Below are 24439 nucleotides of genomic sequence, written 5' to 3'. Positions count from 1 at the left end.
CCTCCGCCTCCACCGATCATTTCGTACTCGACGACCGTCGTCCGGGCGCTGCCACGGAAGGCCGAGAATGATATCGCCCCGCTTGTCGGAATGCCCAAGTTTGGCGAGCCGACAGACGGAACCCGCCCGGCGCCGCGATAATATGCGCTGAGGGCGAGCTCGGCTGTGCCGCCAAACTCGGTGGAAATTTCTGAAATCGCCAATGCCCCAGATGCTGATAACACCATGATCAAGGTGCTCCGAATGCGGTGATGTCGCCGGAAACGGTGAGATTCCCGTCAGGATCCAGGCGCATCCGCGCGATACCGTCGTGCAAAAAGCGCAGGGTGCCGTTGGCATTGGCCGCAACGGTCCAGGCGCCCACAGCACCATATGCAAGGGCGCCAAGCCCGAGGCTGGATGCCACAGCCTGGGGCGATCCAACCTCGACGATCGTAAAAGTCCCGTTTCCGTTATCGCGTTTGAGAAACAGCTTGCCGTCTCGCGCATTGATTGCCAACTCGCCGAGGTCGATCTGGGCAGTCGTCGGCACTTTGCCAGGAACTGCCGACCGTTTGCTGAGAAGCCTGGATGTCATGTCGTTGGCTCCCCATGAGGGTCTGCAAATTGAATAACTTCTGCGGGGGTCTGATCGATGACCGCTTGCGCTGCCGCGCGTTCCTCGTCATCACGTTCTGTATCCGGGTTGGACATCATGATGCTGCCGGTTTGCTCGCCAGTCGCCTCGTCATAGACCGGCTGCTCTATTTCCATCGGGATGGGGTCAATCGCCGCCTGCAAAACGACGGCTTCCATCAGCGGCTCCCCGGTCGTTTCGTGAAACAAGGGATTGCCCTGCTCGTCGCGGACCTGCCGCTCCTCCGTCACCTCGGGCCGCCCATCCGCCAGCCGGTAGCGCGCGAGACGCGCTTGCACCGCTCGGTAGCCTGCAAGCTGATGGTTGAACAGATTGATTGCGCCATTGACTATATTGTCCGCCTCCCAGCCAAGCGCGAAGGCCTCGTAGGAAACGTGACCCAGAGCCTTCACCACATCCAATAACCTGGCTGGCAAATTCTCTTGCGGTATTACCCGCAGAAGCTCCTCGTCACCCGTTCGCGCGCCGGCCTGCGCTAGTTCCGCCGCGACATAGGCCATGCCGCGCTTAGTCGCCTGACGAACCGAAAGGGGCACATCGCCCTTCTTGATGAAAACGGTCATGGATCAGGCCTCCCGCACGCAGATCATGCCGACATCCACGGTGGCAGGTGCCACCGCGAATTTGACCGTGTGAATGAACCCATCGAAACTGACGGTGTAATCCTCGCCCGTGCCTGGGCGCCGCAGCGCGCCGTCCACATAGACGAACCTGGGCTTCCACCCGCTCGGTAACGCGAAGGCGGTCTGGGCGCCGGTGCCGGAGAACCAGAAGACCTCCTGCGCCACGCCCACGGCGACCCGCGCCCGAAGCGCAGCGAGTTCCTCGCGGAGGTTCTGCGCCTCTTTCTCGATGTAGACCGTCATGTGGTCACTCCTCGACGATGAGGCCGTTCACGGCGGAGATCGCCGTCCCGACCGGGGTTTCGGTGTCGGCCACACGTTGGAGGCCGTCGAACACGCTGCGGCCTTGGCTGGTCCCGACGTGCAGCAGGTTGGTCGTGGGGTCGTGCGCCAGCGCCGCGACCGCATCGCTCGTGCCGTAGAGCGTGCACTGGGCACCCGGCAGGAACAGCCGCCGCTCATCTTCGTAGATTTTTGCGATCTGGTCGGAAGTCGGAGCATTCCCGGATATGCGCAAGAGCGCGATGCCGCCAGGCCTGTCCAACGACTGGTTACCATCATGGCGCACGCCGATCCGCAGAGTTTCCGTTCCTGTCAACGAAAGATCAGCCGCAGAGGCAACGCTCACCAAGGGAACCGAATTGGCATAGAGCGTCGCCTGCCCATTGATCCGAACCAACGCCCAATGAAACCAGCCGGTCGGCGTCAACACATTCGGGCGCAGGCTTGGCGCGCCGAGAATATAGGCCTCGAGATTGCCAGCAGTTGGAAAGGGATAAGTGCCAACAAAAATCTTGGGGGCTCCACTCGCATTATCTCCAAGACGAACGAAGGTGGCATAGGGATCGGCCGCATTTGCCCACCCCATCATACAGAAATCGCCCGTTCCGAAATCCAACGAGTTATGAAAGGGCCGTTCGAGGTAACTCGTCGAGGAGAAGCCCGAGCATGCGACCAGATTGGCGCCTTCAGCCACGAAAGACCGTGTGATAGAACCGTTTACTATCAAATTCTGTTTTGTGACTGAACGATCAGCAACGGCCAAACGCACCGAAACGTTGTCAAAGTCGGCATATGCCCCGGCGGAAATGGACCACGAGAAGGCCTTGAGATATGTGGTCTCGGTTTTCGCGAAAAAATGCAGGTGATATGTGCCGACCCCCACACCGGAAATCTCGGCGAGCTCCCGTGATGTCCCGCTTGGGTTGGCAGATAGCCCAACTCCCGAATTGCCAGTCGAGGTTCCAACGACGTCGAATGCAACTGTGTATGCTTGTCCCGGGATCGTGTTGAGAGCATAGACGCCCGCGGGGCTCGACCCGGCCGAAAAGGGATCATTATTTTGGACGCGCATAGCACCCGAAACGATCGATACGGTGCCCTCGCCGGTGGCGGTCCAGCCGTCAAGGTCAACATCAAATGCGCCGTTTACGACCAGTTCAGATTCGGTGAGAGTTGAGCTGTCCGTATCAGCCAACCACGCCCCCGTGATATTTCCCAGAAGCCAGCCTGTGGCATAGTGCGACGACGCATAGGCCACCATGCTGCCCGCAGGATTTGCCAAATTGTCGTAGGTTCTGGTCAGACCAAGGGACGTGCCGATTGATCCGTCAGAAGCCACTCGCGCAGGGCCGCCTGCGTTTTCACCGAGATGGGCCATTTCACCATACAGGATCCCGGAGCCGGACGTTGCCTGCGAGCCCCACAGAGTCAAACCATCGTCGGCGTTCAAGCCTTCGCCGCCGGTTCGCCAAAAATAGATGTCTCTGTCCGAACTCGGGATATTGACTGATGAAACCTTACGGCTCTGCGTCAACTGTTGGGAAAACCGCAGCTGGTTGCTTGGCAGGAAAACAACCGAGGCGGAGGCACTATAATCTGCGCCTGACGTGTCAGTAATATCCCAGACGTTGCCGTCGTCCTTTATGACGCTGATGCCCGCAGCCGTTGCCACAGCGATTGTTGGCATCGGCAGGCCCGTGTCGGGATCAAGAGGCGCGTTGGGCAGAACTGTAATCGCGACGTCATTTACTGTGTCATTCAGCAACCCGCCCGCAAACGCGCCGTCGACTGGGAGGGTCTGCAGAGCGGTCATTGGGACGAGGTAACCGCTGTAAGCCGGTGATGGCGAGGCAACACGGCGTTCAGCACGATCCGCTACAAAATCCAGGACCCGTAAACCGCCGTTTGTATTGGGATAAGGTATGCCGAGAACGATCTTCCCGTCTCTGGCCACAACGGACGCCCGACCACCGTTGTAATCGAGGGAATTTGCGTAAAAGAAGCTTCTCCCAGAATTTGCCGTAGTGCCGCTGACGGACCACCACAGCGGCAAAAGTGGATCGTCCGCGTCGTAAAGGGTGACCTTGTTGCTTTTCAAAATGATCACGGCAACCGCGGGGAACTCACGCCGAGCCCCGCGCGTGGCCGTGTTAAGAGGCTCGTTATACCAGCTCGTGTGCTGGCAGCGCTTGCGCCAAGCACCCCCGTCGCTGTCGAGGCTCGTGTCGTAGACGAACACATCCACGGCGGTGACGGCCTTCTCCGCGAGCATCGCGCCGATGCCCTGATAGCTCGCGCCTGCCTTCACAGTCGCAAGGTGGGTCGCGGCGGTCGCGGCATGGGCAGCCGCCTCATCCCGGTAGGCCTCGGTGGCCGTCCGCTCGGCCTGCGCGGCGACGATCTCGGCATCGGCCTGCGTTACTTTCCTATCGAGCTGCGCCTTCGTAAGGTTCGTCTCGCCGGTCAATTGGTCGACAGAAGCGGTCAGCTTCGAAATCGAACTCATGAGGGTCATGTCGCTGTCCTTAAAAGGGGAAATTGGCTGGGGCGGTGGAATCAGGTCGGCGCAACAGCGCCAAACTACTGCTGAACCAACAGATCACCGACGGCCGCTATCGCTGTCGTCACCGCCGACGTGCTGTGCGCCACTCGGATGAGGCCTTTGAACACCGAACGGCCTTCGGTAGTGCCGACATGCAATAGCCCCGTATCGGGATCGTGGGCGATTGCTCTGGTGACATCCACGGACCCATAGAGCGTACAAGCGGCGTTTTCCTGGAAAAGCGGCCTCTCATCCCGGTAGATCTGGCGGATCTGATCGTCGGTCGGCGCAGTGGATGATACACGAAGGAGGGCAAGATGCGCGGCCGTCCCTCCGGAAAATACCCCGTTGAACCAATAAGGGCCGACATTCAGGAAATAGTCGGCGCCGAAGGAGAAATCGAACGACGATGCGGCTACAGAATCGACCGAGACGCCGTTGACATATGTGTGCAGAACTCCGTTCCGTCTTACGAAGGCAACATGCCGCCAAACTGCGTCGCCAAAGCTGAAGGGGACATTTCGGCTCAGTGAATTAGCGCCGACACCGAACCTGACCCGCAATTCACCGCTCGTGCCTAAGGCCCAGAAAACCATGTGGTTTGTGCCATAGCTTGCTCCAAGGCGGTCCGAGATCTGCACAAGCGCAAATGAACCGCTGCCTGTGGTCTTCACCCACCCCATGACGCAGAAGTCGCCCGTCCCGAAGTCGAAAGCTCCGGAATAATTCTGCTCAAGGAAGTTGGTGGCGGAAAAGCCCCTGTATGCGACAAGCTCGGCCCCTGAGGCTACGGGCTCGCGTGTCACTGTGCCATTGATGACAAGGCCCTTGAAATTCACCGAGCGGTCGCCGTCTGCGAGCTTCATGGAGACGTTCCCAAAGTCAACGTATTGACCTGCATCCGCGCTTTGCACCTGGATGGAAACGGTCGTGTTCGAGCCTGTGGCCTTGAAATAATGAACCAACTTCGAGCCCACGCTTTTCGTTGTGTACGTGGCCCCGGTAATTACGCTTCCCGCCAACGCGGATCCGCCGATCAGATTCACCGTCACGCAATACGTATTTCCTGCTTGAGTGGGCACGACCTGTGAAAGCCGTCCGTATGCTGCTGTGCTGGTTACACGCACAGCACCGGAGATTACGGAGGCCGTTGCGTCAAGTGGAGCCCATCCAGTCGTATCGACATCGAAGGTGCCGTTCGCCACCAACTCGCCGCTGGCCACGAGATCGCTATCATCCGTGTCTGCGAGCCATGCCCCTTTGATATCCCCAGGCATCCAGCCAGTGCTGTAGTTTGCGGCAACATAGGCCACCATGCTGCCAGCAAACTTTGCCCCTGGAACTTCCCCGAAGTGCATCAAGGTCAGCGCACCGGTACAACCGCGTGCAAGACTGGTTGCAGACATAAGAACCGCAGCCCTTGCGCCATTGTCTTTGAAGGCGGGCCAAATGCTTGGGGAATTAAACCCATAAACGTGCCCCATCACGTAGGCCAAGTTGGCCCCGTTCACGTCGGTTCGGTCGCTTGAGAGATTGGCGACATCGATCAGCATCGGATTTCCGCTAGTCGTCGCCGTCGTTCCATAGGTGAAATACAGAAGTGATCCGAAGAACGAGACATGATTGGCATGACCCATCGGGTAATATGAGAGATCATGCACCTTGCCACGGTCGGTGATCACCGACACGCCCCCAGCCGTTGCGACAGCAATCGTGGGGATAGGCAACTTTGAGGCGGGATCAATCGGGGCATTCGGCAGGACAGTGACCGCAATATCGTTGATGACCGCGTTCACGATCACATTACTGTCGCCTATACTATAATTTCGACCTGTGTTCCGCTCTGCAATGCTGCCATTATAGTTACGAAATAGATTTGAAATGCCTTTGTGATCGGTATGCTCAGAGATTAAGCGGATCGTGTTCAGTCCACCCCGACCTCCTGCATTGTTATTGGTCGAGATTGCAATCACACCATTTCTTGCAACGACCGCAGTAATATTATCACCTGGGATAATATTCGCATTTGACGCCAATCCGCCCGCAGCAATAAACACCATCCACATCGGCATTGCAGGATCATCGCCATCATAGATCGTGACCTTGTTGCTCTCGGCGATGATAACTGCAATCGCAGGAAACTCCCGCCGCGATCCCCGCGTCGCCGTATTCAGCGGCTCACGATACCAGCTTGTGCCAGCACACCGATGCCGCCAGGCTCCACCATCGCTGTCTTTCGATGTGTCATAGATGAACACATCGACCGCCGTGACCGACTTGGTTAGCGCGACGGCAGAAAGGTCCTGATAGGCCACGGCCGAGGCGGCCGACTGCGCCGCGCTGTATGCCGCATCCTTGAAGGCCCCAGCCTGATCTCGCGCGGACAGCGCATTCACCTTGGCGGCCTGCGCCTGCGCGGTTGCTGACTGTGCATCGGCGACCGAGGCATCCAAGGTGGCCTTCTTGGACACCACAGCCCCCGTCAGGTCTTCCACCGAGGCCGTCAGGGCGTCAACTTGCTGTTCAACTGTCACGGGCGGGGCTCCTTACGAAAAGGCGACGGCGGAGACATACCGCGTCTGTGAATTGACGAAGGCGGTCGCCATTTCCAACATGGCGGTCTGGATGTCGGTGAGCGGTCCGGCGGCGTCCTGCACGGTGCCGATGTTGGTCGCGATCACCTCGATTTCCTCGGCAAGCGGCTGAACAACGGCGGCAGCGGCCGAGGCGATGGTCTCGCTTTCAGCGGCGTTGACTTCGCTTTGGGCCGCAGCTTGTTCACTCGACAAAGCTGCCGCTTGGGAAGCCGCAGCTGCCTGTTCAGACCCCTCGGCATTGGTCTCGGATCCGGCCGCCTGCTCCGCAGACGCTGCCGCATCAATCGCACTTTGCGCCGCCTGTGATGCGCTCACTTCCGACGCATCTTCCGACCCCTTGGCATTCCCAGCCGAGACGAATGCTTCGGACGCTTTGGCCACAGATGTGGTCGCAGCATTCTGTGCAGCGGTCAGTTGACTGTTGAAGGTTGCAAGCTGCGCCTGCCCGGCCTCGATCGCTTCTTGCGCCGCCAACATCTGGCTGTATGTCGCGTAGGCTGGGAGGGTTGCATAATCCGAGGCGCCATCGCCAACCTTGGTGATGCCCGTATCGATCTCGAAGGCAAATTCGCCCTCGGCCAGGATCGGATTGGCAGCGAACCATTCTGCCGCGGTGCCACGGCGCATCTGGATTTTTGCAAAGACTGTAGAGGTCATGGGGTTTCTCCCTGAATGCGACCATCAATGGTGCGAAGACTGGGGTCAGCAGCAGCCCCACCGCAGTCGATGACGGCAAGGCCGGCGTAATCGGTGTCCGGTGCCCCACCATCGAGGATCTGCGGGACGTAAGGCACCTCGATTTCGACGGGGCCTTGGGCGCGCAGCCGAAACAGCGATTTGCCGAAGTAGACGACACCGGACATGCTGTTTCCTTGGTAAACAGTGACGGTTGCAGGCGCGGTGTTCGCGCGCAGCCAAAGCGCCTCAAAGGGTGCGATGCCCCGGATGAGGCGCATCCCCCGGATCGCAAACCCGCCCTCGTCGGGCGGTTCATCCTCTGGTGCCACCTGACCCCAAATCCGGGTGCCGACTTGCGGCACCACCAGTGCGGCGGAAGCGTTGAAGGCCACCATGGACCAGGCATCCGGGCTCAGGTCATACTTGGTCCCGTCCACGGATCACCTCGAAGATTTTGCGGATCAGGGCCGCCAACCGCAGAGACGCGCACCGATTTCATTATGGGTGACGATCTGGGCCAGAGTGCCATCGCTCAGCACATCCGCGCGTGAGGGTCTGATGGGAGCCGCCCAATCGCAGGCATCGCGATCCCGCGTCGGATCAATCGCGCATCCAGCGGTCAAGGCGGCGCTCAAGATCAGCGCGATCAGCGTTTTGCACATCATGGAACACCTCCTTCGCGGTTTGCAGGGAGCGGATCCGGGCATCAGCCCGCCGGATCAGGAATTCGGCCTCCGCTTCCAGACGACCCCGCCGGAACGCGACCCAGAGGGCCGTACCAATCGCAACGACGATCGCACCCCAAAGTGTGGCCTTGCGGCCGATCCCAGAAAAAACGGCAGTCAGGATCGCGATCATTCCTCGCCCTCAGCTGAGATGGGCTGGCCTGCCGTTGTGACACAGCGGGTGTTGAGCGTCAGGACGACGATATTGTCAGCGTCCAAAGCAGCCCGGATGTGGTCATGGGATATGACCGCCGCGTCCTCGCAGTCGGCAAATGTGCGCATGGCCACGGGATAGATATCGGACTCGCAGGCTGGAGCCCCGCCGATAGACATGCACATAGAAACGATCAGGCCCCACATCACGGGGTCTTCCCGCTGCGATGATCCTCGATACGGGCCTTGCGGGCTTTCAGGGCGTAGAAGATAACGCCGATGAACACGGCGGCTCCGACCCAGGGCAAGGCCGCTTGCACGGCGCCTGCAAGCCCTACCAGATCCAGCACCCGCTCAGCGGTGTCTCGCGCTTCCTCTGCTTGGACCAGCGCCGGCGTAATCTGCGCGGCCACCGAACCCGCAGCGCCCAGAACACCAAGCCCCACTTGCGCATTTGCCGCCGTGACGATCCGGCTGTTCTCGGGTACGCCCGCGGCCCGTTCCGGCGGGACCGACCTGGGCTCTGCTCGGGCCAGGGCCTCCGTCAGCGCCACATCAATGATCGGCACCAGCGGCAGACCATTGTCATCGCGGAACGCCAAGATCGCCGCGCGGGTGCGAGGCCCGATCTGACCGTCCACGCGGCCCACCTCGTGATAGCCAAGCGCCTTCAGGCGCGCTTGCACCTCGCGGACCGAAAGCGTCACGGACGGCGTAACATTGCCCGCGCGTCGCACGCCAAGCAGCCGCGATTTCGCATAGCGCTGTATATTGACGGCATCGGACTGGTTGCCGCCCAGAACCTCGATGGTCGCGCCTGCCGCCTTCACGAAGAAGCCGACATGGCCCTGCCAGGATTTCGAACCGCGAGAGAAGACCACGATGTCGCCCTCATGGGCGTCAGTCAAATCAACTGGAATGCCCCAATCGAGATAGGATCGCGCGTTGAGACGTCGGGTGGAGCGAAGCCCCGCCTTTTCCAAGCAGTGGCCCACGAAGGCCGCGCACCAGGCCACGGAGTCATGTTGCACCCAGTCGTGGCCGACCGAGGCATACATTTCCATGATGGCCGGGTTGTCTTCAGGGCCCGGGCCCTCGGTGGTGCCGATATACGATTGGGCGATTTCAAAAGGGGTCATATTGGCCTCCTTGCAAAAGAAAACGCTGCCCCAAGGGACAGCGTGAGTTCAGGCGATCGATGTTTGGCGGGTGTTATTTCTTGCGGCCAATCCAGGCGCAGAGCAGGCTTTCGGCGCCACGGGGGCCGAGGTAGGCCAGCGTGGCCACGAACCCGGTTGAGACCGGCTGGGTCAGCCCGATGTAATTTGCCGCCGCATCGCCAATGAGCGCCATGCCGACGGCGACTGGGATTTCCCAGAGGAGCTCCTTGCCAAAGAAGCGGCGGTTGCCCAGCTTCACTTCCCCAGAATGCCACATGAGCCGACCGGTGAAAGCGCCGATCAGGGTGGTGATGGCCCCGCCAAAGAGGTGGTTGATGGTTTCGATAAAGCTGTTGTCCGGCATGTCCCTGCCTCCTTGGTCTCAGAACGGCCCGGTTGCATCCGGATCGATGATGGGCGGCACGTTCGCGCTCGGGGCCACTGGTGCGGTGGTTGCGGTTCGCACATCTGCACCCGCGCCCAGTTGGGGCTGTTTCAGCTCCAGCGTGGTGACAAAGCCGCCTGCGCGCGTCAGCGTGTGGGTCACCGCTTCAATGCGATAGGACCCGTCCACGCCGGACCGCGTGCCCGACAGGGTGCACAGCCCATCCGGCACCGCCGCCGTATTGCCCTCGATGACGACCGTGCCTTCGCCCGCATCCCGAGCCGTCGTGGCGGCATCGCTCTCACCCTGCTGGGTGGCTTCCGGCTCGCCTGCCCGGGCGAAGCGATCGGCGTAAATGCTTGGCACATCGACGCCTGTTGCGCGCTCGACAACCTGCCAAGCCCCGGCTGTCAAATCATACCAGCGGCCACGGACTACCCCGAACTGTGGGCGACCGAGTTTCGGGGCGATGTCCCAGCTGTGCAGGTTCTGACCCCACGTCGCTGCAATATCAGCCGCATAATCAGCATTGCGCTTTGAGAGCACGATCCGCCCTCCAGTGACGCGGAAGTTGCCACCGATTTCACGAGCGAGCCGCTCGCCCATGGCGATCAGGCTTTCGTCGCGCATCTCGAAATAGCCACGGGTCAGGTTCCTGAGCGCCGGATCGACCTCGATCTGCGTGATCCCGGCATGTGCCGCCGCCTCGCGCAGGATCGTCTCGACCGTCGCTCCATCCCAATGGCGCTGCTGTCCTTCTTTGGTCCGGCCTGTCGTATCCATGCCTTTGGCCGTGATGCGAAGCCGCCGCCCGGCACTGCGGGTGCCGGATGATTTCACCTCATCTACGGTGCCCTCAAAGACAACACGCAGCCCTTCGCTGTCCCAGCCGAGCGCAATCGACACAGGCGCACCGATCTGGGGCAGGACAATCCGCCCATCGGTGTCGTCAATCTCGAGATCTGCACTATCGGTATGGGTGCCGACCTTGTCCGAGACTTGCAGGCCCAATAGGACCGGCATAAACGCCGTGGTGATATTCGTGCCCGCCACGGTCACATTGAAAAGCGCACGCTTTGACATGGGCTGGCTTCCTTACCAAAGCCTGATCGGATCGAGAACCTGCTGCTCCCGCGGGATCGGAATGGGGATGTCAAAGCTGGTGCCCACAGGCAGGGTCTGGCCCAGATCGGCAAGCCCTGGGTTCAAATCATAGATGGCCTCCACGAGCCCCGGCATGGGCCGCTTGAACCGGCGCCACACGATCGTCGACACAGTCAGCCCGTCGCCTTCTACGGTCACGGTTTCGTTCACCTGGTCCATAGGAGCACATCCGCCAGAAGAGAGAAGAACGACCCCGCGCTTGGCGCGTTGGCGCGTTTTACCGTGATGTCGACATCGATCACCTTGCCGACGCCATTACGTCCCAGATAGGAGGCGCGCTCGGTCACCGAGAGGATATTGACCCAGCCCATCAGTGCTCCATCACCCCGCATCATGTATTGCGGGCGGCCCGAGGCGCGGGCTTGCGATAGAAGCGTCAGCTGTCCCATGCCACCAAACTTTTCTGGATACAGCCTCGCCTTGATGCTCCAGCTTTCTGGCCCTTCGCCCACATATTCGAGGATGGGTCGTGCCCCGAGCACGGGCTTTTCGGCAAAGCTGGCCTCCGTGCCATGGCTGTAGCCATCGGTGTTGAAGGGCAGGATTTCGAACTGGACCGGACCAAGCATCATCAGCATCAGGCAAACCTCAGCCCAGTATCGGCGTAAACACCCCGGAAGGCTTCACGGATTTGATCGCGCAGCTGGCGGGTAATTTCTGCCGCAAGCTGCTGGGGATCCGCCGTCGCGCGCGTGATTGTGATCGGCGCATTGACCGAAATCTCCATCGCGCCTGCACCGCTCATGCTTCCCGCCGGGTTTATATAGCCATTGCGATTGGCGGTGATGAGTTCCGGCCCGCGCTCGCCGACCAAATAGGTGCCGCCGCGCGAGATGGGTCCACCGGCCGCCCGCGTGCCATCGACACCGGAAAATTCATCCACCGCCACGACTGGCGCGTCACCGCCACCGCCAAGCCAAGCCGGCATCGAGGGCCAGCGGATTATGTTCGAGAGGTCAATATTGCCGATCGCTTCGACAATGCGGCTTGGGATACCCCGGATCCAGGCGATCAGCTCTTCGAACTTGGCGACCATCCCGTCCCAAAGCGCCTGAATTGCCTCAAGCCCCTTGTCGTAAAGACCGGTCACAAGCCCGGCAAAACCATCAATGATCCGGCCGGTCAGATTGGCTGCATTCTGTGCAATGCGGGCCTGCTCTTCTTCCGAGAGCACTTCCTGCTCGAAAAGCCCCGAACTGAAAAAACCGGTGATGGCATCCACCGCTGCCCCGAGGGCTGATCCCAGCCCAGAGAAGGCGTTCGAAATCGCATCGGTGATCGGCGTCAGAAAGCTGAGCTTTTCGCCAAGCCAATCCAGCGGGCCCTGCAAGCGCTCGGAGATCGCTTGGCCGACGCCAGACAAGGTTGCTGTGATGCGGTCCCAATAGCGGTAGATCGTGAAGCCAGCTGCAGCAACGGCGGCTGCCACTGCCGCAAAAGTCGCCCAGACCGGCGCCGAAATCGTCGCCACCGCCGTCCCGATGGCGGCAATGCCAGAGGACAGCGCCCCGACACCGGGCACTGCCAGCGCAATGCCGCTCAGGCCCGCACGAAGCCGCCCCAAGGTCCCAAGGGTCTGTCCGCCCATCGCCGCCAAGGCCGACTGCAACCCGATCATTTCCGTTGCGGCGGCTCGTGCACCGATGGCTGCGCGTCCGATCATGTTGTAACCCGCCGCAATCATCGAGAGCACACCGCCGCGGCCCAAGAGCCCGGCAAACTGCAGCGCCGACATCGCGCCTTTGAAAGCGATGACCGCCGCGGTGGCGCCCACGACGGCAAGCGTCACCTCCGGATAGGCCGCAGCCAGTTCCGAGATCCGCAGGATCAGCGGGGTGATCGCCTCTGCCAGCGACGTGATCGCAGGCATAAGAGCATTGCCAATGTTGACCTGCAGCTCGGTCAGCACGTTCTGGAACCGCTGCATATTGGCCTGAAACGTGTTGTTGCGGGCCTCGAACTCGGCAAAGGCAGAGCCTGCATAATTCGCGCGATCGCCCACCATGCCAAGCGTGTCTTCTACGAGACCGAGGTTGGTCAGGAGCGGCCCCAAAGCGCGCGCTTCATTTCCAAAAAGCTGGCTCGAAATCGCCGCCTGCTGTTCGCGTGGGATCTGGCTGATGCGGCGCAGCACATCGAGCGTCGTGCCGACCGCGTCTTCTTGCATGCGCCGCGCGACGGCTTCTGCATCAAGCCCAAGCTCTTGAAACGCCTCCCGTTGTGCGCGCGTTGCCGCAGACCCGCGTGTCAAGGCCGCGCCCATATTCCGAAAGCTTGTCGCTGCCACCTCGCTTTGCGCGCCTGCAGCGAGCATCGCCGAGGCAAAGGCCGAGGTCTCTTCTGCCGAAAACCCGAAGAGCGTCGCTTGCGCCCCAACACGGCGCACCACATCGAGAATATCAGCGGCACTCGAGGCCTGACTGTTGGAAAGATGGTTCATGGCATCTGCCAGGGAAACCGTCTCATCGATCGTCAGCCCCAGAGCCGTCATCAGGTTGGCCATGGAGGCGCCCGCCTGATCGGCACTGATGTCGAACGCCACCCCAATCCGCGCGGCGGCATTCGTGAAGCGAATGAGGTCTTGCCCCGCAATTCCGGCTTGGCCTGCAGCCGCGGCAATCTCGGCGAGTCCTGTCACTGCGATAGGAATGTCCCGCGACAGAGCGAAGAGATCCTGTTGGAACTGCGCGAACCCTTCCGGCGTTGGAAAATCCACCACCTTTCGCACATCGGCCATGGCGCTTTCAAACTCGGAGGCTGCCGCAATCGGTCCGCCGATGGCCTCGCGCAGCGCATAGAAACTGGCGGCCGCGTCGACCAAGCCACCCCGTGCAGCAGCAAGAGATCGGTTGTTGCGCGTGATCGCAGCATTCAGCCGGTCGCCAAAGGTCATCGGCAGACCGTTGTTTTCCCGAATGCGGGTGGAAATGCCGGCGAGCGCACTGGCGGCCTGACGCGCAGGGCTTGTCACGCGATCGAGAAGCTCGATCACCAGTTGTGAGGTCAGCGTTGCCATGGGGTCAGGCTCACTTGAGAATTGCGGCGCGTGCCAAACGACGGGCCTCGGCATGCCAGAGCACCAGTTCCGACCAGTCCATGTCCATCAGGTCCGTGATCGGCGTATTCAGCCAGTGGGCGGTTTCGGCTGTGACGGCGCGCCAGTCGCGGATGCCGTGCCCTTTGGGAAAAAACCGGCGATCACCTCGGAGATCGCGGTAAAGTCGTCCGTATCCATCTCTTCGATCGCCTCGCGCGGCAGATCGGTCAGAACGGCAGCCATGAGAATGCCCTGTTCCAGCTGATCCTCGATCCCGGCCAGCGCATCCTGCAGGGTCTTGAGGTCCTTCACTTTTGGCTTCTTGACACTGACCTCAGTCAGGGTCTGATCCCCCAGGGTGATGGATACCGTGAGCGGCAGTCGTTTATTGCGATGCTGTGCCATGGGTCCCCTCAAAATCCGTTGGGAATGCGCAGGATGTTGCGTTCATCGGCGTTCTGGGAGGTGCCATCCACGCGCCAATCGGCGGTGAAAAAGTCCCAGTAGAGTTTCTCGACCCCGCCAAAATGCAGCTCGTAATGCAGGATTTCAGAGATCGAATAATCGAACCCCTGCATTTCGCCACGCTGGAAGGCCTCGGGGTTTGCCGCGCCGAGCCGGCCTTCAAGCACGGCTTTCGCCTCGATGGCCTCGCCCGTGCGTTTCGAGCGGATCGAGCCATAGGCGGTGAATTTCTTGCGCGAGGCGACCCCCAGCCCAAACTGTGTCAGCAGGTCCGGGTCCCAGCCGGCCAGTTTGAAACTGGCCTCGAGCTTCTGAATGCCGACGGCCACCTCGATCTGTACGCGCGAGCCGCCCGGGTGATAATCCTGAAAGCTTTCCTGCAGATTAGGCAGCTGCAGTTCGGTCAGCGTCAGGTGCTTCGAGGCCGTCGGGTCCTCATCGCCGCAAAAAAGGTTTGCGGCTTCCATGATGTAGATATTGCTCATGATGGGTCCTCTCAGCCGGTGATCGTGCCGACCTGCGCAAGCAGATCATCGAGCAGCGCGTCCAGCGCCGGGCGATAGCGGGCAGATTGAATGCCGAGGTAGCGCAGCACCGGGGCCTCTTCGGCCGCAAAGCTGACGGTGAACCGGCCTTGGCGCAGTTCCTCGGGTGTGTTCTGATCGCGGGTGAACTTCAGCTCGAAGCCGAGGATGTCGCCATCGGCCTTGAGGTTCCGAAGCCCCGTTTCCATCGTGTTCAGGATGGCCTGGATGGTTTGGCCGGTGACGTTGAAGCGGCCGAGATAGAACCGCAGGGTCCGGAGCAGCATCAGGTGAATGAAGTCCCGCCCACGCGTGACATTGTAAAACCGCCAGAGATCATCTTCTCCGGCATTGTCGGTGCCCACGAAAATGAACCCACCCTGGCCGATGGCGCTTTCAACGCCCATTTCGCCGCGCAGGAGCACACCGATATTGGCGGACAGCAAGCGTTGACCTTCGGTCGCGCCATCCGTCAGTGAAAAGTTGATCGGGCGCGAGGGGCCAACAATCCCCTGTACCGCCTGGTTGGCCCAGGAGTGGAAGGGTCGGCCCTGCTTTTCGTGGTCACGGCGCACGCCAATGCCGATAATGGCAGGCGATGCGGGTTGGACTACACTCAAGCCATTGTCGTAAACCTTCACCGCCGGATCGACGGGAATGAGGCGGGACGAGGAAATGGTCTCGCGCCAGTCGATCGCATCTTGCTCGGAGGTGGCCGGGCCATCGACCACCGCATGGGCGAGGAGCTTTTCGCAGATCGGCGGCAGCGCGGCGCAAACCGGGTTGGCCTCGGCCCCCGTGCGCTGGCTGGTGAACCCCGGCGCGCAAAGAAGCCGCGGGATCATACCAATCTCGGGCCCTGCGCGCAAAAAGGCCGAAAGCCCCGTCAGCGCGCCGTCGCCCACGACATTGGCAATCGTCGCCGCGGGATCGGCGCCCTCTTCGACGCGAACCAGGACCACCTTGGCGGCGACCTGGAATTCGCCAAGCTGCGCATTCAAGAGCGCCAGCGCGTCTTTGAGAGTGCCGGCGTCCCCGAGCGCGGTCAGCTTGGCCGCATCATCGGAATAGAGAAACACCGGCGTGTCGGCGGGAAAGACCGATGCGTCCGCATCCGGTGCAATGCCGATAATGCCGACCAACGACATATCGCTCCAGACCGGTGGGCGCGGCTCATTGTCGATCCGCGTGATCGAAATCCCGAAAGTCGGGTCGGACATGGCTGTCCCTCCTTGAATTTGTCAGGGCAAACGGCACGGGTCAGTAGGATCCGCCATCCACCGTGGTGATCTGTGCCTGCAGGCTATCAAGCGTGCTTTGCAGGTTGGAGACTTGGGCAATTGTGTGCCCATGGCTGCTGGCAGCCTTGCTGGCGAGCTGAGCCGTGAGCGTTGGAATATCGCCGATCCCGAGCGCCACCGTGCCGGTTTGCCCGTTCACCGAGGAGACCGGGCCGTTTGCCAGAACGCTTTCAGCGACTGCCGCTGCATCGGCAGCGTCTTGCGCCGCCTGCTGGGCCAAAAGCAGCGTATTCGCCACATTGGCGGCCGCCTCAATCAGCGACGAGGCCAGGCCAGCGCTTGCAGAAATTACCCAGTCATCGTGTTGGGCCGCGCCGATCTCGCCGTGAATGGCGACAACCTCACCTGCGAGCCCGCCGTTTTCGCGGGCATAAGTGGCCACCCGAAACACCGCCCAATCATTCAGGCTGTCTATACCGCCCCGGGAGATCACCACATAGGGCGTGGGCGCAAAGAGCGCGCGCGCCGGCGTGTCATCGATCTCAAAACTGGTCTCGAGTCCGACTGCGAGTGTGAGCGGCGTCGCCGAGGTGGCCACCAGAAACCCGTTTTCTGCGGCCGCAGATGCTGTTGCCAGCGCAGGCCCCAGGACCTCATTCACCCGGGTCAGCCCGAGCGTGACCAGATTGTCGGTCGCCGTGCCGATCTGCGCGAGCTGCGTATTCAGTTCCGCGAGGCTTTCCGCAATAAGGCGATAGCGCCGGTTGAAAAAATCCCGATCGAGATCCTGATTGTCGCGCACGCGTAGGTCTTCGAACCGCAGCATGGCGTCAGCCTTTCTTCAGCGGCTCGGATGTGGCGATAGCCTCGGGGTAATCGGCCTGTAGGCCGTCATAAATTGAGGCTGTCACCGTATAGCGCGCACCCGGCCGAAACCGGGCGCCAGCGAATTCAAGGGGACGGTTCACCGTCACCCGGTAATGGGTCGGTTTGGAGGCCATGGGTTGATTTTCCTTGATGGGATCAGCTTTGCGCGTATTCGATCAGCTCACTGACGAGGAACGGCAGTGCCGCGCTGACCGTCGAGCCCACAATCTTGACCGCGTAAGTGCTGACCGAGGTCACATTGAAAATTGATGTCCGCCGCACCGTGCCATCGGCCAAGACCACATCCTCAACCACATCAGCCGCCTCGGCACCGGTCAAGCCCGTCCCGGTCAGCAAGGTGATGGTGCAGTCATGGTTTGCCTCTTCAAAATGCTGCAGATCGGTGACCACCTTGACGCTGGTTGTGGGCGAGCCGAGCGTGCGGGCGTCTGACACCCAGGTGAAGGCCGTTTTCGGGCGCGTCGCCACCGCTTGCGATCCGGTCAATCCAAAGCCCGGCATCAGGTCGGTGGTGCCCGTGAGCGTCAATCGGAGCGGCAGAAGTGCGGGCAGGCCCGAAAGGTCCGGCCCATTCGCCTCACCATCAAGCGCTACCCAGGCCCCATTCACCTGCACCTCGATATCGGTGCGACAGGCCGGCGGCGTCACGCCCGGGTGCAGCACGTCGAGATCGAGAATGCCGCCCGCCAGCTGCAGAGCCGTCAACTCGACCGAAAGCCGCGTGCGCTCGAAGCGCGCGAAGTAAAGCCGCATCTTCATGTCATCGACAAGATTGCCCGCAAAAAAGGCGCCGTCGGTCGAGACGAAGAAGGTGCCTTGCACCACCCCGTTGTCGGTATTGGTCATGGCCACGTAATGATCGCCGGTGGTCACCAGAACGATGGCGTAGCGCCGTCCCGCCGTCAGGAAGGTTGGCGTGATCGGCAGCTTGGTTTCCACCAGCGACGGCAGGCCAACTTCCGTGGAAATCGCCCCCACCTGAATATCGAGGACCGGTAGGGTCGTGCGAGAAATGACCCGGGACAGGTCCGGCATACCGAAGGCGGTCTCAGTGACCAGAACCGTCACATCGCCCGCCGCAGCCTTGCGCGAGAAATAAAGCCCCACCTGGCTGAGCCAGCCGTCTTGTGAGTTCAGAAAGGTCTGTGCCACCTGCTGGCCATTGATCGTGGCCGTCGTGGTGACCCGGTCCCAGTATTGCTCCTCATAGGTATCGATCCAGAAGCGGCGCACCCGGATCCAATGCACATTGCCATTGGGCACCCGCGCACCATTGGGCATGCGGTCCGGCACACCATTGGTGACCTCCCAGGTCTCGCCATCCCGGCGGAAAATATTGCCTGCGAGATCATAGGTGCCCTGGCGCCACCAGCGACTGTTGGTGCAGACCACCATGGAATTGCCATAGCGCCGCCGCGTGCGGGCGCGCGTAAGTTGACGGATTTCTGTGGTCTCGAAGGTATATTGAGCCAGCCGCGTTTCAGAAGCGTAGCCCGTCAAATCAAGCCGGACGCCATGAGCATATTTGGGCAGCACGAAGCCGCTGGCATTGGCGACATAGACGTTGTTGGGGTTCAGAAGCGCCAGTTCGGAGGTTTCCGAGCCCGCCCGCGGGAAGCGAATGCCTTCCTCGACCACCGCATCGAAATCCGGGTGATCGACGTTCGAGCCCTCTGCCGTCAGGAAGTGGTTGGTGCCGTAGTAGATGTACGCCCCCGGCGCATAGACCTCTGTGCGCAACTCATCGAGCTGTTCCGTAAGTTCGACGATCTCGGCTTTGGTGGCATAGCCTGCCAGGCGATCAGCCAGCGCAGACAGGTCCGTGCGCAGCGTATCCACTTGACCGCTGATCTGACCGCGCCAGTTTTCCAGGGCAATCGTGCGGTTGGCGACATTGCGCAGGTTCGGCAGCTGTGTGGCCTGCCACTGCTCAATGGCCACCACGCCGGACGTATCCAAAAGAACATACGCGATGACCGTGACATTGGCATCTGTCGCCGGATAGCTCGGGTCCGGACCCTCGGTGCCAGCCACGGTGGATATTTCAGCGCGGCGCAGGCTTTCCATGGCCACAGATTGCGGCTCGGTGGTACCGGTCTGCGCGTCGATCAGAAAATCCCGCGGCTGGACGTCCGTCTCGACCTCCTGGCCGAAGCTCACAATTGCCACGCGTTTCCGGGTCACCAAGGGCAGCACGTTGAAGAGATCAACGATGATGTCCTCACCGCGCGCATAAACGGCCCCGCCAGCATAAAGCCGGCCTGCCGACAGCGTGAGTTCCGTGGCCGCGGTTTTCGTGGCCGAGAAGCCGGAATAGGCTTTGCCGGCCTCAAGTGCATCGCGAACGATATGGTCCATCGAGGCGCGGCCAAAATCCTGCATATTGTTGAGATCGGCGGATTGCAGTTCCTGCCGATCGCGGTAGATGACGGTGCGTTCCATGCCTCAAACCTCTGTCAATGCGCCGAGCGTGATATCCCCCACAGCGCGGCGGTCGCCCGGTCGCGGCACGCGCCAGGTCTTTGTGTTGATCAGGACCTTGTCCCGGAGTGATTTGGCAACCATCACCGCCGCACGCGCATCGGCGACGGGCTTGGTGCTGGCGGCCACGACATAGCCATTGACGAACCGGCCCGCGGTCCGCGGATGGCGCTTCCCCTTGATGCGGGTCAGCACTTCGGCCGTATAGGGCGGCATTCCAAGGCGGGTGTAGCCCAGATGGGTTGACCGCTTGCGCTCATCGAGCACGCGGCCCGGATCATGGATGTGCCAGCGGTCATAGAGATGCCGCCAGGCAATTGTTTCAGGCAGGCAGGCGCCAGAGACTCGCTGCCCCGCGGCCCCCGGGAACAAGGACGTCGCTTGTGCCGCATGCGTCTCGGCGACCTGCTGCGGGCGAACATCGATGAGATCGCCTTTGGGCAGGACGGTTGTGTATTGCTCCCGCCCCAGCCGATAGCTGTAAGTCTCGTCGCGCGGGATACGGACGATCCGCTGGCGCACTCCCATGTCGTCGATCAGAAATGCCTGCGCTTTCGGCCTATCGCCGAGATGAATGGCCGCAGTGGGCTTGGGCGCCACCACCACCTCGTCGTACTCAATCGCGTTGAAGTCCCCAACGCGTTCTGGGGTCATCGTGCGAACCATCAGATCGGTTTCTGCGCCACGGTCATAGAGTTTGGCCGTTCGGATATATTTGGTCTCAGCAATCGAGACCGGGTTGTTTGGCCCCGCGAACGCCGTGCCAGGCCCCTCCGGCGTCGACAGAAACCGGGTGTTCCGGCCGGAAACACCCCGTGCGATGAAGGGATAGACCCTCAACTGCGCGAAGCGGTCGAGATAGGCTGCGCGTTCCGTCTCTGTCAGTGCCTTTGACAGATAGGTTTTCGCCGGCGGCACGATGAAGCGCCTCGCTTCCGCCCCCATGACGGCAAGGGCCTCAGCTATGGCGGTTTGTGTGCCCTTGATCGCATGAAACGGCAGCGATCGGGCCGTCCGCGCGCGTTTTTTCTCCTCCGGCCAATCCTTGTCCCAGAGATCGACCGACAGGCCCCAGGCGAGCCAGGGCAGATGGGGTGCTGGCACCACCGCTGGCTGGACGAGCTTGCGCAGGCCGATCGGCAGGTCAGCGATGCACGCCCCGGTGAGGTCAGCGGCCTCCTCGAAGGAAGTCCGGTTGTCGGGCAGCAGGGTTTCTTGTGCCATTGTGCCGCCTTCAGTTATTTCGATTTGGGTCGGCTTTCTCTGCTTTTCTGTTGGTGTCCTGCAGAGCTAAACTCAATGACAAGGGGGCTTGGCCATGACGACTTCAACAACGCTGTCACCGGACTTTAAAATCACGCTGCCACGCGATCTATGTGCGCGACTGGGATGGGTTCCTGGCCAAGATTTTATTTTCCTGCCCAAGCCGGGTGGTGTGCTTATTCTTCCCGTCTCAAGCCTAGACGAGCTGAAAGGAATAGCGACAGGCGCATCAGCCCGCGATTTCCGTGAAAGGTGATCTACGCGTCGCGCAGATCCGCGACCGTTATGTTGATGGCCTCGACGGCGTAGACCTCGGTCGGCCCCAGAACGAGGTCCGCGGCAGGTGAAATCAAATCCACAGAATGCACGCCTTCCTGCTGCAGTTTTGAGAAGATCGCCGAGCGGCGCAGATTCATGCCCAGCATCCGGTTCGTTTCCACCCACGAGGTCAGTGCGGTGACCGCACGATCGCGCACCAGGTTGCCGTCTGGACCGGGATAAAGCGTCAGCGTCGCGTTGATGGTGACCGGATGTACGGCAGGTCCCAGCACCTCAACCATGTCCGTGAGCGGCCGGACGTCATTGTCGATGAGCGCCAGCCGGACGGTTTCGCGTTCTTCGAAGCTTGGTACAGGGTCATCGCCTGCGCGCAACATCGTGACGCGGACCCGGCCCGGCGTCGTCATGATCGCGGTGGCATCTCGCGCCCATGGGGCGGCAATAAGGGCGTGATAGACATATGCCCCCTCTGGCCCTGCGACCGAAAAGGCATCAGGCGCGAGTTGCACCCGGCGCCGCAGGCGCGCATCGTCTTCAGCAACCAGCGCGCCGGTATCGTCCTCAATCTGCATTCGGGCCGTGGCAAAGAGGGCTGCCAGATGGTCGAGGTTGCTGCCGTAGGATGACGCCAGCATAACCGAGCGGGCGGCATCATTGATCCGCGCGCGCAGGAGCAGTTCCCGATAGGCAAAGGCCTCGATCAGCTTGCGCGCGGGTTCGCTTTCGAGATCAATGACGCCGGCAATGTCGGGAAACCGCGCGACGAGATCATCGCGCATGTCTCTGACGATGGTTTCGTAGTCCAACGTCTCGATCACATCCGGCGGCGGCAGACCGGCCAGATTGATGGCAGTGAAACGGCTCATGCCGAGGCCTCACGGGTCTCAATCAGGACGCCATTGGGATTGGCGTAGGCATCGATGCGCCGCGCGCCCTCTACGGTATAATCGCCAAACATAGCCCGGGGCCGATATTCGCCGTCGAGAAAGACGTGCAAGGTGCCCGCGCGTGTGACCTCGACGACCTGAATGCGCGTCACCCGGTAGCGCGGCTCGAACTGCTCAATGGCCGAGGTCACCGCCGCGAAAAAGGGCGTCACCTCGTTTGGACTGATCGTGCGCCCCATCAGATGCGGCACGAAGGATCCATACCATTCGCGCATCACCCGGCTGCCAAACCGTGTGGTGAAGATATCCTGCAGGCTTTGCACCACATGCGGCCAGCCCTCAAGGATGCGGCCCGTCGCGGCATTCAGCCCGACTGACGGATTGGGGGAACGGCTTACCATGGTCCAGTGTTACATCGTGGCCTCGGGGGTGTCAGATTTCGACACAGGCTTTGCAGGCTTGGTCTGTTTGGCGGCTGGTTTGACATCCAGCGCCCGCAGCGAGCCGAGGCGAACCTCGTGTTCGGCCTGTTTTTCGGTGAGGGTGAGGATCGTACCGACGCCCGTGTTGGTTTGGCCCGCGACAAAGCGGCCGGCGGTTTCGGTGATAGCGTAGCGTGGCATGGAGTCGTCCTTGTCAGTTCGCAGGCGTGCCGGTGCTCGAAGGGCCGGAGCGCACGCCGCTGTGGATGTGGCTGTCGCCTATATTCTTACCGTTATGACGGACTTGGCCGCCGGTGATTTCAACGTTGGCGCCGTCAACCTTGAAACGAACGCCCCCGACGGCGACCTCGAGACTATCTTCGGCCAAGGTCAGCGTGACATCGCCAAAACGCACCACATTCTGGTCCGCCGCCGTCGAAGGCGATGGGTTGGCATTCGAATGGGTCAGCGGCACGGCGACCGCCTGCTGGAAATCCCCGTTCGGCGACATCGCGGTGAACTGCTGGCCAACGCTGGGTGGTGTGTGAACCCGCAAGGCGCCAGAGAACTGCGCATACGGGATCCACGGAGAGAGAAACCGCCCCGAAGTCCCATGTGCAGGGCCAAAGTCGAGCCGGATCCGTTGGGTGCTAGTGTCGACTTCAGCCACGGTGCCGTGCCGCATCATACCCGAGAAGCGGCGCTCCAGTTCCGAGATGCGCGCGGCCAATTCCACCAATTCGCGGATCGCCATGTCATGACTCCTCTGCCGCGGCCATCGGCGAATCTATCACCGTGATGCGCTCGCCTTCTTCATCGAAGATGACCGCATCCATAGTCACGGGATCACCTTGGGCATCGAGCGTGGGCAAAACACCCAGTTGATCCATGACCTCTAGCGGCACACCCAGCATCTGCGCCGTGCGCGCCCAATCGGGGACAGTTTCACCCTCGATCTGCTCGCGTAGCATGGCCGCAATCGGCGCCAAATTCTGGTCAGATTCCATCAGCGCGAGGACCTCGCCCCAGGCGGTGCCTGGCGGGATGGCTGCCCCTATCGCGGGCGTGTCGACCAAATCGCAGGTCAAAACCAGTTGTCGGGCCGCGAAACGTACGCCGTTTTCTGACGAGGCCCCTCGTCGTGAAAGCCGCCGGGTCACGCGGGGAACCAGTTTCATCCAGGCGCGCGACCAGGCACTGTTATCGCGGGTGAGCGCGGTGACAACCTGATGCTCCATTATGTCGAGCGTCAGTTCCAGCCCTTCATCCGTATGCGGAATGGCAATGGTAATTTGCCCGCCTTGACCGTCACGGGCCGGCACCTCGACACGCGCGGCGATCGCAAGTTCGATGACCAGATCGCAGCGCTGATGGTCGCCTGCGAGATCGCGGCCGGTGATGTCAGTCTCATGTTCATCCGTCGTCAGCACCAGAAGCGGCTGACGGTTTTCGGCGATGGTCTGATCGATTGGATCCACCGCGCTGTCGAACACCCGGGCGCCAGCAAGGGTGCGGCCGCGCAACGCGCGAGCCGCGGCCAATCGCATGACAAGTCGCGTCAGGCTCATGAAGTTTCATCCTCTCGAACAAGCATCAGGGTCAAATCGCCCAGATCCGAGGTCGCAACCCGAGAGATTGCATAGATCGGCTGGCTATTGCGGGCCGTCAGAATGACGACATCGCCGGTGATCGGCAGCCAGGGCAGCTGATCGATCTGCGGTTTGGCGATCCAGAACTCGGTAGCGGCAGTCGAAAGCTTGGTCGTGCCCGACATTTGCCCGCCCCGTGCCTGGCCACCCAGGTCGTCTTTCGCGGGGCCTGCCGAGAAGATGCCATAGGTCACTGTCGCTGCGCGATCAGAGTCGGCGCTGCGTTCTGCGTATTGTGTGGACACACGAGGGCGCAGAAGGGCCGGTTCGGCGAAAACAGAAGATGCCGCATCTGACAATGCGGCATCCAATTCATAGAACGACCAGCTCATCCGGAGATCCTTACCAAGGCTAATG

General features: G+C 61.2%; 29 protein-coding genes. 1 reads left to right on the top strand and 28 read right to left on the bottom strand.

Annotated features, from left to right (window positions below):
• Positions 1 to 229: 229 nt before the first annotated feature.
• From P1U48_RS02295 to P1U48_RS02190, 22 genes are all read right to left on the bottom strand, one after another.
• Complete coding sequence (locus tag P1U48_RS02295) at positions 230 to 577, bottom strand: hypothetical protein (protein ID WP_301066772.1); 348 nt, start codon at positions 575 to 577, stop codon at positions 230 to 232.
• Positions 574 to 1200, bottom strand: a complete 627-nt coding sequence (locus P1U48_RS02290; protein ID WP_301066771.1) for a hypothetical protein — start codon at positions 1198 to 1200, stop codon at positions 574 to 576. Before P1U48_RS02290 ends, P1U48_RS02295 begins: the two co-directional genes overlap by 4 nt.
• A gap of 3 nt (positions 1201 to 1203) precedes the next feature.
• Positions 1204 to 1503, bottom strand: coding sequence for a hypothetical protein (locus tag P1U48_RS02285; protein WP_301066768.1), 300 nt, complete (start codon positions 1501 to 1503; stop codon positions 1204 to 1206).
• A 4-nt stretch (positions 1504 to 1507) separates the two neighbouring features.
• Positions 1508 to 4057 (bottom strand): LamG-like jellyroll fold domain-containing protein, encoded by a 2550-nt coding sequence (locus P1U48_RS02280; RefSeq protein WP_301066766.1) that lies wholly within the window; start codon positions 4055 to 4057, stop codon positions 1508 to 1510.
• Positions 4058 to 4122: 65 nt separating this feature from the next.
• Entirely contained in the window at positions 4123 to 6618 is a 2496-nt protein-coding gene (locus tag P1U48_RS02275) for a LamG-like jellyroll fold domain-containing protein (RefSeq protein WP_301066765.1), read from the bottom strand.
• A gap of 12 nt (positions 6619 to 6630) precedes the next feature.
• Positions 6631 to 7338 carry a hypothetical protein gene (locus P1U48_RS02270; RefSeq protein ID WP_301066763.1) on the bottom strand — a complete coding sequence of 236 codons (708 nt, stop codon included), beginning with the start codon at positions 7336 to 7338 and terminating at the stop codon, positions 6631 to 6633.
• Positions 7335 to 7796, bottom strand: a complete 462-nt coding sequence (locus P1U48_RS02265; RefSeq protein ID WP_301066761.1) for a hypothetical protein — start codon at positions 7794 to 7796, stop codon at positions 7335 to 7337. The genes P1U48_RS02270 and P1U48_RS02265 overlap by 4 nt, the downstream gene beginning before the upstream one ends.
• A 163-nt stretch (positions 7797 to 7959) precedes the next feature.
• Positions 7960 to 8217 (bottom strand): hypothetical protein, encoded by a 258-nt coding sequence (locus tag P1U48_RS02260; protein ID WP_301066759.1) that lies wholly within the window; start codon positions 8215 to 8217, stop codon positions 7960 to 7962.
• Positions 8214 to 8444 carry a hypothetical protein gene (locus P1U48_RS02255; RefSeq protein ID WP_301066757.1) on the bottom strand — a complete coding sequence of 77 codons (231 nt, stop codon included), beginning with the start codon at positions 8442 to 8444 and terminating at the stop codon, positions 8214 to 8216. Before P1U48_RS02255 ends, P1U48_RS02260 begins: the two co-directional genes overlap by 4 nt.
• Positions 8444 to 9376: a TIGR02594 family protein gene (locus P1U48_RS02250; RefSeq protein WP_301066755.1), complete on the bottom strand. Its 933-nt coding sequence runs from the start codon at positions 9374 to 9376 to the stop codon at positions 8444 to 8446. The genes P1U48_RS02255 and P1U48_RS02250 overlap by 1 nt, the downstream gene beginning before the upstream one ends.
• A gap of 73 nt (positions 9377 to 9449) precedes the next feature.
• Positions 9450 to 9761: a phage holin family protein gene (locus P1U48_RS02245; protein ID WP_165809745.1), complete on the bottom strand. Its 312-nt coding sequence runs from the start codon at positions 9759 to 9761 to the stop codon at positions 9450 to 9452.
• Between the two features lie 18 nt (positions 9762 to 9779).
• Complete coding sequence (locus P1U48_RS02240) at positions 9780 to 10841, bottom strand: hypothetical protein (protein ID WP_301066752.1); 1062 nt, start codon at positions 10839 to 10841, stop codon at positions 9780 to 9782.
• A 36-nt stretch (positions 10842 to 10877) separates the two neighbouring features.
• Positions 10878 to 11105, bottom strand: coding sequence for a tail protein X (locus P1U48_RS02235; protein ID WP_301066750.1), 228 nt, complete (start codon positions 11103 to 11105; stop codon positions 10878 to 10880).
• The gene (locus P1U48_RS02230) at positions 11093 to 11524 is read right to left on the bottom strand and encodes a phage tail protein (RefSeq protein WP_301066748.1); all 432 of its coding nucleotides are present in this window, start codon (positions 11522 to 11524) and stop codon (positions 11093 to 11095) included. The genes P1U48_RS02235 and P1U48_RS02230 overlap by 13 nt, the downstream gene beginning before the upstream one ends.
• The gene (locus P1U48_RS02225) at positions 11524 to 13962 is read right to left on the bottom strand and encodes a phage tail tape measure protein (RefSeq protein WP_301066746.1); all 2439 of its coding nucleotides are present in this window, start codon (positions 13960 to 13962) and stop codon (positions 11524 to 11526) included. Before P1U48_RS02225 ends, P1U48_RS02230 begins: the two co-directional genes overlap by 1 nt.
• 108 nt (positions 13963 to 14070) lie before the next feature.
• Complete coding sequence (locus tag P1U48_RS02220; RefSeq protein ID WP_301066744.1) at positions 14071 to 14388, bottom strand: phage tail assembly protein; 318 nt, start codon at positions 14386 to 14388, stop codon at positions 14071 to 14073.
• Between the two features lie 8 nt (positions 14389 to 14396).
• Positions 14397 to 14933, bottom strand: coding sequence for a phage major tail tube protein (locus P1U48_RS02215; RefSeq protein WP_301066742.1), 537 nt, complete (start codon positions 14931 to 14933; stop codon positions 14397 to 14399).
• A gap of 11 nt (positions 14934 to 14944) precedes the next feature.
• Positions 14945 to 16192, bottom strand: a complete 1248-nt coding sequence (locus P1U48_RS02210) for a hypothetical protein (protein ID WP_301066740.1) — start codon at positions 16190 to 16192, stop codon at positions 14945 to 14947.
• A 40-nt stretch (positions 16193 to 16232) separates the two neighbouring features.
• On the bottom strand, positions 16233 to 17039 hold the full coding sequence (locus P1U48_RS02205; RefSeq protein ID WP_301066738.1) for a hypothetical protein: 807 nt from the start codon (positions 17037 to 17039) through the stop codon (positions 16233 to 16235).
• Between the two features lie 4 nt (positions 17040 to 17043).
• Entirely contained in the window at positions 17044 to 17214 is a 171-nt protein-coding gene (locus P1U48_RS02200; protein WP_301066736.1) for a hypothetical protein, read from the bottom strand.
• A gap of 22 nt (positions 17215 to 17236) precedes the next feature.
• A complete protein-coding gene (locus tag P1U48_RS02195; protein WP_301066734.1) occupies positions 17237 to 19543 on the bottom strand; it encodes a hypothetical protein in 2307 nt (768 codons plus the stop codon).
• Positions 19544 to 19546: 3 nt separating this feature from the next.
• On the bottom strand, positions 19547 to 20806 hold the full coding sequence (locus P1U48_RS02190; RefSeq protein ID WP_301066732.1) for a phage tail protein I: 1260 nt from the start codon (positions 20804 to 20806) through the stop codon (positions 19547 to 19549).
• Between the two features lie 94 nt (positions 20807 to 20900).
• Between P1U48_RS02190 and P1U48_RS02185 the strand changes: the two genes are divergently transcribed.
• Positions 20901 to 21101 carry an AbrB/MazE/SpoVT family DNA-binding domain-containing protein gene (locus P1U48_RS02185; protein ID WP_301066730.1) on the top strand — a complete coding sequence of 67 codons (201 nt, stop codon included), beginning with the start codon at positions 20901 to 20903 and terminating at the stop codon, positions 21099 to 21101.
• Between the two features lies 1 nt (position 21102).
• Here the strand turns inward: P1U48_RS02185 and P1U48_RS02180 are convergent, their stop codons facing one another.
• Genes P1U48_RS02180 through P1U48_RS02155 form a run of 6 tightly spaced genes read right to left on the bottom strand, consistent with a single transcriptional unit; the run spans position 21103 to position 24414 of the window.
• Positions 21103 to 21990 (bottom strand): baseplate J/gp47 family protein, encoded by an 888-nt coding sequence (locus P1U48_RS02180; RefSeq protein ID WP_301066727.1) that lies wholly within the window; start codon positions 21988 to 21990, stop codon positions 21103 to 21105.
• Positions 21987 to 22412 (bottom strand): GPW/gp25 family protein, encoded by a 426-nt coding sequence (locus tag P1U48_RS02175; RefSeq protein WP_301066725.1) that lies wholly within the window; start codon positions 22410 to 22412, stop codon positions 21987 to 21989. Before P1U48_RS02175 ends, P1U48_RS02180 begins: the two co-directional genes overlap by 4 nt.
• A gap of 9 nt (positions 22413 to 22421) precedes the next feature.
• Positions 22422 to 22634 carry a hypothetical protein gene (locus tag P1U48_RS02170; RefSeq protein ID WP_301066723.1) on the bottom strand — a complete coding sequence of 71 codons (213 nt, stop codon included), beginning with the start codon at positions 22632 to 22634 and terminating at the stop codon, positions 22422 to 22424.
• Positions 22635 to 22647: 13 nt separating this feature from the next.
• The gene (locus P1U48_RS02165; protein WP_301066721.1) at positions 22648 to 23187 is read right to left on the bottom strand and encodes a phage baseplate assembly protein V; all 540 of its coding nucleotides are present in this window, start codon (positions 23185 to 23187) and stop codon (positions 22648 to 22650) included.
• A 1-nt stretch (position 23188) separates the two neighbouring features.
• Complete coding sequence (locus tag P1U48_RS02160) at positions 23189 to 24001, bottom strand: hypothetical protein (protein ID WP_301066719.1); 813 nt, start codon at positions 23999 to 24001, stop codon at positions 23189 to 23191.
• Positions 23998 to 24414, bottom strand: a complete 417-nt coding sequence (locus tag P1U48_RS02155) for a hypothetical protein (protein WP_301066717.1) — start codon at positions 24412 to 24414, stop codon at positions 23998 to 24000. The genes P1U48_RS02160 and P1U48_RS02155 overlap by 4 nt, the downstream gene beginning before the upstream one ends.
• Positions 24415 to 24439: the final 25 nt, after the last annotated feature.

Source organism: Pseudooceanicola sp. (assembly GCF_029213205.1).
GTDB lineage: Bacteria > Pseudomonadota > Alphaproteobacteria > Rhodobacterales > Rhodobacteraceae > Pseudooceanicola.
Note: the sequence above shows the minus strand (reverse complement) of the source record. Positions and strands in the feature narration are given on the sequence as shown.

Coding starts and splice junctions, on each gene's coding strand:
- P1U48_RS02290 (WP_301066771.1), bottom strand. CDS start 1,200: ATGACCGTTTTCATCAAGAAGGGCGATGTGCCCCTTTCGGTTCGTCAG.
- P1U48_RS02235 (WP_301066750.1), bottom strand. CDS start 11,105: ATGGACCAGGTGAACGAAACCGTGACCGTAGAAGGCGACGGGCTGACT.
- P1U48_RS02250 (WP_301066755.1), bottom strand. CDS start 9,376: ATGACCCCTTTTGAAATCGCCCAATCGTATATCGGCACCACCGAGGGC.
- P1U48_RS02210 (WP_301066740.1), bottom strand. CDS start 16,192: ATGTCCGACCCGACTTTCGGGATTTCGATCACGCGGATCGACAATGAG.
- P1U48_RS02225 (WP_301066746.1), bottom strand. CDS start 13,962: ATGGCAACGCTGACCTCACAACTGGTGATCGAGCTTCTCGATCGCGTG.
- P1U48_RS02180 (WP_301066727.1), bottom strand. CDS start 21,990: ATGAGCCGTTTCACTGCCATCAATCTGGCCGGTCTGCCGCCGCCGGAT.
- P1U48_RS02260 (WP_301066759.1), bottom strand. CDS start 8,217: ATGATCGCGATCCTGACTGCCGTTTTTTCTGGGATCGGCCGCAAGGCC.
- P1U48_RS02175 (WP_301066725.1), bottom strand. CDS start 22,412: ATGGTAAGCCGTTCCCCCAATCCGTCAGTCGGGCTGAATGCCGCGACG.
- P1U48_RS02230 (WP_301066748.1), bottom strand. CDS start 11,524: ATGCTGATGATGCTTGGTCCGGTCCAGTTCGAAATCCTGCCCTTCAAC.
- P1U48_RS02195 (WP_301066734.1), bottom strand. CDS start 19,543: ATGGAACGCACCGTCATCTACCGCGATCGGCAGGAACTGCAATCCGCC.
- P1U48_RS02255 (WP_301066757.1), bottom strand. CDS start 8,444: ATGTGGGGCCTGATCGTTTCTATGTGCATGTCTATCGGCGGGGCTCCA.
- P1U48_RS02205 (WP_301066738.1), bottom strand. CDS start 17,039: ATGCTGCGGTTCGAAGACCTACGCGTGCGCGACAATCAGGATCTCGAT.
- P1U48_RS02160 (WP_301066719.1), bottom strand. CDS start 24,001: ATGAGCCTGACGCGACTTGTCATGCGATTGGCCGCGGCTCGCGCGTTG.
- P1U48_RS02285 (WP_301066768.1), bottom strand. CDS start 1,503: ATGACGGTCTACATCGAGAAAGAGGCGCAGAACCTCCGCGAGGAACTC.
- P1U48_RS02245 (WP_165809745.1), bottom strand. CDS start 9,761: ATGCCGGACAACAGCTTTATCGAAACCATCAACCACCTCTTTGGCGGG.
- P1U48_RS02170 (WP_301066723.1), bottom strand. CDS start 22,634: ATGCCACGCTACGCTATCACCGAAACCGCCGGCCGCTTTGTCGCGGGC.
- P1U48_RS02165 (WP_301066721.1), bottom strand. CDS start 23,187: ATGGCGATCCGCGAATTGGTGGAATTGGCCGCGCGCATCTCGGAACTG.
- P1U48_RS02215 (WP_301066742.1), bottom strand. CDS start 14,933: ATGAGCAATATCTACATCATGGAAGCCGCAAACCTTTTTTGCGGCGAT.
- P1U48_RS02280 (WP_301066766.1), bottom strand. CDS start 4,057: ATGACCCTCATGAGTTCGATTTCGAAGCTGACCGCTTCTGTCGACCAA.
- P1U48_RS02185 (WP_301066730.1), top strand. CDS start 20,901: ATGACGACTTCAACAACGCTGTCACCGGACTTTAAAATCACGCTGCCA.
- P1U48_RS02270 (WP_301066763.1), bottom strand. CDS start 7,338: ATGACCTCTACAGTCTTTGCAAAAATCCAGATGCGCCGTGGCACCGCG.
- P1U48_RS02190 (WP_301066732.1), bottom strand. CDS start 20,806: ATGGCACAAGAAACCCTGCTGCCCGACAACCGGACTTCCTTCGAGGAG.
- P1U48_RS02200 (WP_301066736.1), bottom strand. CDS start 17,214: ATGGCCTCCAAACCGACCCATTACCGGGTGACGGTGAACCGTCCCCTT.
- P1U48_RS02295 (WP_301066772.1), bottom strand. CDS start 577: ATGACATCCAGGCTTCTCAGCAAACGGTCGGCAGTTCCTGGCAAAGTG.
- P1U48_RS02155 (WP_301066717.1), bottom strand. CDS start 24,414: ATGAGCTGGTCGTTCTATGAATTGGATGCCGCATTGTCAGATGCGGCA.
- P1U48_RS02220 (WP_301066744.1), bottom strand. CDS start 14,388: ATGGCACAGCATCGCAATAAACGACTGCCGCTCACGGTATCCATCACC.